The organism is Brevundimonas sp. GN22 (assembly GCF_054824005.1).
In genome coordinates this window covers 1-6,526 of the sequence record NZ_JSYD01000134.1, presented here as the reverse complement: position 1 = coordinate 6,526, position 6,526 = coordinate 1, and the positions used below count along the sequence as shown (strand labels likewise).

The window sequence follows — 6,526 nt, the reverse complement described above, 5'->3', positions numbered from 1 at the left end:
CAGGCAAAGGACACGCCAAACCCTAGCGCCTTCGAGCAAACGGAGACGGGTGGGAGAATGAGGGCCAGATAAGCGCCAATAGCCGTCTCCAGAGACGGCAAATAGCCCTGGCGTGCTATGCAAGTATCGGTAATGTCGGGGGTATTGGCGGGCGACCCGCATAGCCCGCTTTAGCGGGTGAATAGATGGCGGAAGAGGTGGGATTCGAACCCACGGTAGGCTCTCACCTACGCTGGTTTTCAAGACCAGTGCCTTAAACCGCTCGGCCACTCTTCCATCTTGTCGGCGGATTTCGATTCCGGCGCGACGTGGGTGGGTGAATAGCCGGATAGGTGGATTTGCCCAAGAGGGAAAAAGGATAATCTACGTTAACCATATTGGAAGCTGCTGCTGGTCATATGGTGAGATGCAGTTGGCGCTTGTTTCCTCCGATCTAGTACGTCCTGTCCGTAGCTCCGATGCGCGGGCGGGAGCGGTCGGGTATTTGGGGCGCTGGGCTCTAGTTGTAACGGCGTCCCTGACCCTTACGGCCTGCGCCAGTTCGGGCGGCAAGGGTGGAGCACTGCGTGACATTCCGGTCGTGAGCGATCCTGCCCCGATCGTTTCGGGTACCATGCGTCCTTATACGGTTCGTGGCCGCACCTATCGGCCCGCCGAACAGCCCGACTATGACGAGACAGGCATGGCTTCGTGGTACGGGCAGTATCACCATGGGCGTTCGACGTCGTCCGGCGAGCGGTTCGACATGAACGCGCTAACGGCGGCCCATAAAACCTTGCCGCTGCCCAGCATGGTCGAGGTCACCAACACTGCAAACGGCCGTCGCGTGCTGCTGAGGGTCAACGACAGAGGCCCGTTTACCGACGGGCGCATCATCGATCTGTCGCGCGGCGCGGCAGAGGCTTTGGGCCTGTTGGAGCGCGGCGTGGGCGAGGTGAGGGTGCGTTATGCCGGACGGGCGCCTCGTCAGGGCGGAGGTGGAACCTTGGCCGAAGGTACAACAGGCACCCGATCTGGCCGCGGCACCGCGCCACGCTCGTCAACCGAGCGTCCCTATAATGAGGTGGCCCGTCAGCCCGCTCCATCACCTGCGCCCAGTCGGCCGCGTCAAGACCGTCGCCCAACAACGGTGCCGATACCGCAACAACCGTTGCCGCCGGCAATGCCCCCGCGAGAGGTAACGCCACCCGTTGTTGCCCCGCCTGCGGTTACACCACAAGCGCTCACACCGCCGGTTTTCGTGGGGCCGAAGTATCGGGTTCAGGTCATCGCCTTTGACGAACGAGCCTTCGCAGACGGGATTGCACGCAGACTGGGAGGCGATGCAACGGTCCAAACGTTCGAGCGAAATGGCCGCACGCTGTATCGCGTGGTAACCGGCAGTTTCACCAACCAAGCCGATGCGGAAGCGGCCCGTCAGGCCGTTATCTCACGCGGTTTTGCCGAAGCCCTGTTGATAGCCGACTAAATCAGGGTGACATCCCCGACGGGCGCCGCCATTGTGCGCCCGTGCGAGGCAAATTCATTACATTCGAGGGCGGCGAAGGTGCCGGTAAGACCACGCAGGCGCGCCTGCTGGCAGAGCGCCTGCGCGAGCGTGGCATTGACGTCGTTCAGACGCGGGAACCGGGCGGATCGCCTGGCGCAGAGGAAATCCGCGCCATTGCGGTATCTGGCGATGCAGAGCGGTGGTCGGCGCGAACCGAAACCCTGCTGATGTACGCCTCGCGTTCGGACCATCTTGAACGCAAGATTTTGCCGGCGCTCGAAGAGGGCAAGTGGGTCGTATGTGATCGCTTCGCTGATTCGAGCCGTGCCTATCAGGGCGCAGGCGGTGGTGCGCCCGAGAGCCTGATCGAGGCTCTGGACAAACACGTCGTCGGCGACAACCAGCCGAATCTGACGGTTGTGTTCGATATTCCGGTCGAGGTGGGTCTTGAGCGCGCCTTTGGCCGTGGTCTGTTTGAAACGCGTTTTGAATCCAAGGGGCTGGAGTTTCACCAGAAACTCCGCGAGGGCTTCCTTGAAGTTGCCGTGCGCCATCCAGAGCGCTGTGTTGTGCTGGACGCCACTGGCGAGGTTGAAGACGTTGCCGAGCGGCTGTGGGCCGTGGTGGAGGAGCGGCTGCTTTGAGCGAGCATCCGCGAGATCGTTACGAACTGATCCCTGACCCGAAGGCCGAGGAGGCCTTTGTCGACGCTCTGAACCGTGGGCGGCTTCACCATGCGTGGTTGCTGTGCGGGGTCGAGGGATCAGGCAAGGCGACCTTTGCCTATCGCGCGGCGCGGCGTTTGCTGGGGGCTGCGGCGGATCCCTCAAAGGGTCCGCTTGGCGCGTCGGCGCATGATCCGGTTAGCCGACTGGTCGCGGCACAGGCTCATCCTGATCTTCTAGTGCTTGAACGCATTTCCGAAGGCGGCAAGACCAAGAAGGCCATCTCGGTTGATCAGGCCCGTCAACTGCCGGAGTTTTTCTCAAAGAGCCCCTCTCAGGCCAAGCACCGCGTTGCCATCATTGATGCTGCCGATGATCTAAATATCAACGCTGCCAACGCCTTATTGAAGATTCTTGAGGAGCCGCCTGAAAGCGGTGTCCTGTTCTTGGTGACCCATGCACCGGGGCGGTTGCTGCCGACAATCCGGTCACGTTGCCGTCGGCTGAGCTTCCCTGTGTGGCCAGAGGCCAAGTTGGCGGAGCTGGTCCAGTCGCGCAGTGGTGTGTCGTGGGCTGATGCTGAACTGGCGGCGTCGATGGCGGGTGGCTCACCCGGTGCGGCGCTCAGCCTCGCCAGCGGGCCGCTGTTTGAAATGGACCAGATCGCCCGTAATTGGGTCGAGAGCGCAGGCGTCGACCGCGCCGAGCAACTGGCCATTTCCGACAGTTTCCGTGGTGCCGAGGGGGCTGCGCGTTTCGAAGCCCTGTTGGATCGCCTGATTGCCGCTGTGAAGCGTCGCGCCACGCAGGCGGGCGGGCGTGAAGGCGCGCGCTGGGCCGAGCTTTGGGTGCGCCTGTCGGAACTGCCCGAGCGCGCCGCCGGTTTGAATATGGATAAGAGCGATGTACTGGCCGGTGCGCTGGCCGATATCGCGCGTACGAAAGCGCCTGCCTGAACATGCTGATCGACAGCCACGTCAATCTCCACGCCCCCCAGTTCGACGAGGACCGCGACGAAGTCATCGCCCGCGCCCGCGAGGCTGGCGTGCAGATGATGGTCGAAATCTCGGACAAGCTGTCCACCTTCGAGGCGACACACACCATCGCCATGAAGCATCCGGACATCTGGTGCACGGTGGGGGTCCACCCGCACGAGGCCAAGGACTACGCGGACCTCAAGGCCGAGACCCTGATCGAGCTGGCGCAGCGGGACCGTGTGGTAGCAATCGGCGAGTGCGGTCTGGATTTCCATTACGACTTCAGCCCGCGAGATATTCAGGCGAACGTCTTCCGCCAGCATATTATTGCGGCGCGTGAGACGGGCCTGCCGCTGGTCGTGCACACCCGCGAGGCCGATGAGGTCTGTGCTGAAATCCTCAAGGAAGAAATGGCCAAAGGGCCGTTTAAATTCCTCATGCACTGCTACACGAGTGGTCAGGAACTAGCTGATATTGCCCGTGACCTTGGTGCTTGGTTCTCGGTTTCGGGCATCGCGACCTTCAAGGCCGCCGAGGATGTGCGCGAGGTGATCCGCACCATGCCGAACGAGCGGATTATCGTCGAAACCGACTGTCCATATCTGGCACCAATCCCTTATCGCGGGCGTCGAAACGAACCGGCTTACATCAGCCACGTTCTGGAGAAGCTGGCAGAAATCCGTGGCTGGTCGGCTGAGGAAGCCGATAAGCTGACGACTGACGCCTTCTTCAACCTGTTCCACGCTATCCCGAGGCCGTAAGTCGATATGTCGGATGAACTGGAAGTCGTAATCCTGGGTTCGGGTTCGTCGGGCGGTGTGCCGCGCGGCGACGGGAACTGGGGCGTGTGCGATCCAGCCAATCCCAAGAACCTGCGGACGCGCTGTTCGGCGCTGGTTCGCCGTCATGGTCCGGACGGCGTGACCAATGTTGTCATCGATACCTCGCCCGAGTTTCGCCAGCAGATGGTGATGGCGGGCGTGCGGCATCTGGATGCCGTTCTCTATACCCACGATCACGCCGACCAGACCCACGGCATCGACGATATCCGCGTCTTCTTCATTCAGGGCGGCCGCCGTATCCCGATCTGGCTGGATCAGGCGACGCATGACTCACTCATGGCGCGGTTCGGCTATGTCTTTGTCGAGCAGAACAACTATCCGGCCATTGCCGAGGCCCATCTGATTCCGCCGCACGGCACGCATTGGCAGGTGGATGGAGCGGGCGGCGCGGTGCCGATCGTCACCTTTGACCAAGCCCACGGCAACATTCGCTCGGTCGGTTATCGCATGGGCGGCATCGTCTATTCGCCCGACGTCTCCGACGTTCCGGAAACGGCCATGGAGGCTATACGCGGGGCTGATCTGTGGATTGTGGATGCGCTGCGGTATCGCCCGCATCCCACACACGCCCACGTCGATCAGGCGCTGGATTGGATTGCGCAATCCGGCGTGAAGCGGGCTGTGCTGACCAATCTGCACATCGATCTGGATTACGAAGAACTGTCAGCCCGCCTCCCGGCCAATGTAGAGGTTGGCTTTGACGGATGGTCCGCACGGGTGCCGATTTGAACTTCGGTTTCGTAAGCCGTTGTTCGGCTTTACCTCCTGCGCCCAAAGTGCGACCCGATACCACCCCTAGGTGAATCACCCGCAAGTGGATGGGCTAGGGGAGGGAGAACGCAATGTCGGGTTTTGTCGCGCGTCTGAAGGCGGAGTTTGCCGAGCCTTGGCGCGCCAGTATCGAGCACCGCTTCGTTGACGAACTGCTGGCCGGCACCGTGTCCGATGAGGTCATGGCTCGCTACCTGGTTCAGGATCATCGCTTCATCGATGCCTTTGTGACGCTGGTCGGGGCGGCTGTGGCATCGGCAGACCAGTTCGAGAGCCGTCTGCGTCTGGGCCGCTTCCTCGGCATGGTTTGCAGCGACGAGAACGACTATTTCCTGCGCTCGTTCGCGGCCCTGGGCATTGGCGAGGAACGCCATGACATCCCTGATGCGGCTCCGACGGCGGGCTTTAAGGCACTGATGAAGGAAGCGGCGGCGACCCGTTCCTATGCTGCCATCATGGCAGTGCTGAACGTGGCCGAAGGACTCTATCTGGACTGGGCGCAGCGTCTGGGTGATCGCCCGCTGCCGGAAAACTTCATACATGCCGAATGGATCACGCTTCACGACAACGACTTCTTCGTTGATTTCGTCGGTTTGCTTAAAACCGAACTGGGTCGCGTCGGCCCACAGGACGAAGCCGTGGCGCGTGACTTCTTCCAACGCGCTGTCGAGCTCGAACTGGCCTTTTTCAACTCTGCTTACGAGGGCTGATCGTGGATTTCTTTGACCGTCTGAAACAGGCCGCTGCCAAGGAATGGGCGTCTTACGTCGACCACGAGTTCGTGCGTGGAATGGGCGATGGCACGCTGCCGACCGAGGCCTTCAAGGCCTATCTGGTGCAGGACTATCTGTTCCTGATCCATTTCAGTCGCGCCTGGGCGCTGGCCGCCTATAAGGGGCGCACCCTTGAGGATATCCGCGCCGCCCAGCAGACGATGCAGGGCATCTTAAGCGAAATGGAACTCCACCTGCGGCTGTGCGAGCGGTGGGGGCTGTCGGCCGCCGACGTCGAGGCGACCGAGGAACACCACTCCAACGTGGCCTATACCCGCTATGTCATCGATTGCGGTCTACAGGGCGACCTGCTGGACCTGCATGTGGCGCTGGCACCGTGCGTGATCGGCTATGCGGAAATCGGCAAGGCGCTGGCTCCGGCCGACATGACCGCGCTCGATAACCACCCGTACAAGGACTGGATCGGCGAATATGCGGGGGGAGGCTATCAGGGCGTTGCAGCCGCCGCCCGCGCGAATCTTGATCGACTGGCCAAACGAGGCGTTTCCGAGGAGCGCTTCAACGAACTGGCTAAAATCTTTGCCATGGCCTCCAAACTGGAAGCTAACTTCTGGCAGATGGGTCTGGATCTCGGCCGCATGGCTGAGAACAGGCTCTGATACTACCGAGGCCGGAGCGGTCGGAACCGGCCTTGGCAAGTCAGGTTGTTGTGGCAAGCCAGCGGCTGCACAGGAGAACGAGCTTGTCTTCAACGCAGGCCACGTCTGCGTCGTCTTTGAGTATCAGCACGCCACGATCGGGTTCAGGCCACTTCATCAACCTATCCGGATCGTCAAAGGCAAAGCTTTTCATCGGCTCAGGCTTGCTTCCTCGATGCCGAACAATGCGGACGCCGCCGTTACGCATTATGCCCAGCGTAATCCTGTCCTGTCCCTTTAGTGTGAAGTTGGGGGCGTTCCATTTGAAGCCCTCTTGGACATCGGGATGGGCGCGGCGCACGATAGCCCTTAGGGCTTCGACAGTCTTTCGCGGGGCTTCTTCCAGACTG

At 61.4% G+C, this 6,526-nt stretch carries 8 protein-coding genes and 1 tRNA gene; 7 read left to right on the top strand and 2 right to left on the bottom strand.

Annotated features, from left to right (window positions below):
• Positions 1-186 precede the first annotated feature (186 nt).
• A tRNA-Ser gene (locus OB03_RS14230) sits at positions 187-276 on the bottom strand.
• Between the two features lie 136 nt (positions 277-412).
• On the opposite strand from OB03_RS14230, the gene OB03_RS14225 reads away from it, so the two are divergent.
• The 7 genes from OB03_RS14225 (at position 413) to tenA (ending at position 6,137) form a co-directional block, all read left to right on the top strand.
• Positions 413-1,468, top strand: coding sequence for a septal ring lytic transglycosylase RlpA family protein (locus OB03_RS14225; RefSeq protein WP_461344600.1), 1,056 nt, complete (start codon positions 413-415; stop codon positions 1,466-1,468).
• Positions 1,469-1,509: 41 nt separating this feature from the next.
• Positions 1,510-2,133, top strand: coding sequence for a dTMP kinase (gene tmk, locus OB03_RS14220; RefSeq protein WP_461344599.1), 624 nt, complete (start codon positions 1,510-1,512; stop codon positions 2,131-2,133).
• On the top strand, positions 2,130-3,110 hold the full coding sequence (locus tag OB03_RS14215) for a DNA polymerase III subunit delta' (RefSeq protein WP_461344598.1): 981 nt from the start codon (positions 2,130-2,132) through the stop codon (positions 3,108-3,110). Before tmk ends, OB03_RS14215 begins: the two co-directional genes overlap by 4 nt.
• Positions 3,111-3,112: 2 nt before the next feature.
• The gene (locus OB03_RS14210) at positions 3,113-3,892 is read left to right on the top strand and encodes a TatD family hydrolase (RefSeq protein WP_461344597.1); all 780 of its coding nucleotides are present in this window, start codon (positions 3,113-3,115) and stop codon (positions 3,890-3,892) included.
• Positions 3,893-3,898: 6 nt separating this feature from the next.
• The gene (locus tag OB03_RS14205) at positions 3,899-4,702 is read left to right on the top strand and encodes an MBL fold metallo-hydrolase (protein WP_461344596.1); all 804 of its coding nucleotides are present in this window, start codon (positions 3,899-3,901) and stop codon (positions 4,700-4,702) included.
• Positions 4,703-4,815: 113 nt separating this feature from the next.
• Positions 4,816-5,454, top strand: coding sequence for a TenA family protein (locus OB03_RS14200; RefSeq protein WP_461344595.1), 639 nt, complete (start codon positions 4,816-4,818; stop codon positions 5,452-5,454).
• 2 nt (positions 5,455-5,456) lie between these two features.
• Positions 5,457-6,137, top strand: a complete 681-nt coding sequence (tenA, locus tag OB03_RS14195) for a thiaminase II (RefSeq protein ID WP_242915648.1) — start codon at positions 5,457-5,459, stop codon at positions 6,135-6,137.
• 40 nt (positions 6,138-6,177) lie between these two features.
• Here tenA and OB03_RS14190 read toward each other — a convergent pair.
• On the bottom strand, positions 6,178-6,526 hold a 349-nt coding region (locus OB03_RS14190; RefSeq protein ID WP_461344594.1), incomplete at its 5' end, for a DUF1801 domain-containing protein.